This window comes from Cupriavidus sp. 05T42 (assembly GCF_056396345.1).
This window is the reverse complement of the sequence record NZ_JBFTLH010000048.1, coordinates 1-2,020: the sequence shown is the minus strand read 5'-3', so window position 1 is coordinate 2,020 and position 2,020 is coordinate 1. Positions and strand designations below refer to the sequence as shown.

At 59.8% G+C, this 2,020-nt stretch carries 2 protein-coding genes; both read right to left on the bottom strand.

What is annotated here, in order from left to right; translation table 11 throughout:
* On the bottom strand, window positions 1–463 hold a 463-nt coding region (locus AC1EJR_RS27225; protein ID WP_477113943.1), incomplete at its 3' end, for a PAAR domain-containing protein.
* A gap of 15 nt (window positions 464–478) precedes the next feature.
* Window positions 479–1,480 carry a T6SS immunity protein Tli4 family protein gene (locus AC1EJR_RS27220; protein WP_477147850.1) on the bottom strand — a complete coding sequence of 334 codons (1,002 nt, stop codon included), beginning with the start codon at window positions 1,478–1,480 and terminating at the stop codon, window positions 479–481.
* Window positions 1,481–2,020: the final 540 nt, after the last annotated feature.

The window sequence follows — 2,020 nt, the reverse complement described above, 5'->3', positions numbered from 1 at the left end:
GCCGCATGCCGAACAGGCCGACCAGCGCCGGCGCGGCCACCACGCCGCCGCCCACGCTGAAGAAGCCCGAGAAGAGCCCACCCACCACGCCCACAGCCGGAATCCAGCGCGATGACAGCCGCGCCTGCTGCTGGGTCACGGCCCGGCCGGGCATCAGGCGCCACAAGAAGTACAGGGCGAGGCCGAGCGACGGCAGCAACAACGGGCTGGGGCTGCAACGGCAGACACAAAGATCGTCGCTCAGCGCAGCCTCGCGTCCATCGGGGCCCGTGGTGGACAGGCGCGGACCGATACATACGATCTGTCCCACCGACTTGCAGACTGGACACCAGACTGGACACCAGACTGGGTCGCCCTCATAGGCTTGCTCGCGATGCCCTACCATATCGTTGGCGTCTCCGCCCTGTACGATGCCCCCCAAGGTGGTGAGATCCCCCCTCAAGATGTCGTATCGTCTGGTCATGCCGACTCTCCTGGCTCACAAGGCGCCGGGCCGAAGCCGCATGCTGTTGAGCAATGTGTCCCACATCTGTATGGCGCCGGCTTCGTCGACAGGAGATGTCGCGAGCTCCGGTGTAAGAGAATGCGTACTTGGGCCCCCCAGTGTCAGCCGAATCTCGGTGTGGGGTTGCGCGACGGTCTCGGGGTCTCCCTGCGCCATCAGATAGAACTGATAGATCTGTATCGTTCCATCAGTGATGGAAAACAGTACTTCCTCTGCTTCCATCCCGGCGACCTGTCGTTTGCCATCACGCAGGAAGCGGACGTTGCCGCTGAAGCCTTTATTGTTCAAGTTACCGCGTAAATCTGGTAGGGTCTGACGAAGCGATAGCTTCTTGTCTGATTCCACGGCATCGCGCATTCTGATGAGGAGCCCCGCGTACCTTCCCGGTAGCAGAGCAAAGCTCTGAGTAACGCGCTCGCTATCGCGTGAACGGCCGCCAATCAAAGCCCCGTCGATACAGAATCCTGGTTCGGTCGGGACCGTCCAGTCGTCACGATAGGTGACGTCTCGAAGGACTTCGGATAGGCCGGCGATGGCGGACTGAATAATCCTCTTGGGTACCGTCGACTTCATCGCTAGCATCGTGCCGCCGGCCAKGACGTATCCTTCCTGCTTGAAGAAGGGATCCGGTCGTTTTCCATCCATCGTAAATAGGAAGACTCGTGAGTTTTGGGTCGGTGATGCAACCTGCTCCAGCATCGGTACATTCACCTTAAAACGCATGGATTCCAAGCCCCTTTCCTTCATCTCCTGGTAGGAAATCGAGCTCTCGCGCTTTTCCCTGCGCAGCGTTTCTTCACGTTTGCGCATTTCATGGTCAAACGTCTGGAAGCTGACATTCCTCCTGATCTCAATTTCGTCGCCCCAGAAGCCGTAACGCTCAGAACTGATCTCGCTCGCCGCAGGGCGATCGAATACGAAACGGCCGATACACCAAGGTCTCGAATTAGCAAGCAGCGGGTTGTTCATCATCATAGGTTCCACGGGAGCGATCTGCGCACACGCAGACAGAAGATTCATTGAGACAAGAATCGGGAGTATAGAAAGCCGGATTCGATAGGATGTTCTCGTCAATTATCTAGCCCCTCAACGGAATGGACGATTCTTGCAACGCTATAGAGAGTGGCCCAGCGCGACCACGGATGATTGAAGCTGGCCTGGTGCTCGTACCCACCTTGCACGAAGACCATCTGCACACCTCGGGCTTTATTGCCCGGAACGCCAGGTAGCAAGCCTCGGCCTTGCGCCGCAGCGGACAATGCAGGCACCGTCCCGTCTCCCGGGACAATGCCGTTATCCCGCTGACCAGGCTGCGGGATAACGGCCGCCTTCTGGACGGTCACTTTGACAAACTGCCCGCGGACGAGGCATGACCTGCGACGCGCCCATCCCGATGCCGGCGAACAACTTCAGCCTGGTCTTCCGCAAGCCGGCGGCAGGCTAGCCGCGCACGAGCATGATCACCGCCGTGACGATCAGGCAGACGGCGAACGCGGCGCGCAGGCGGCGCTCCGG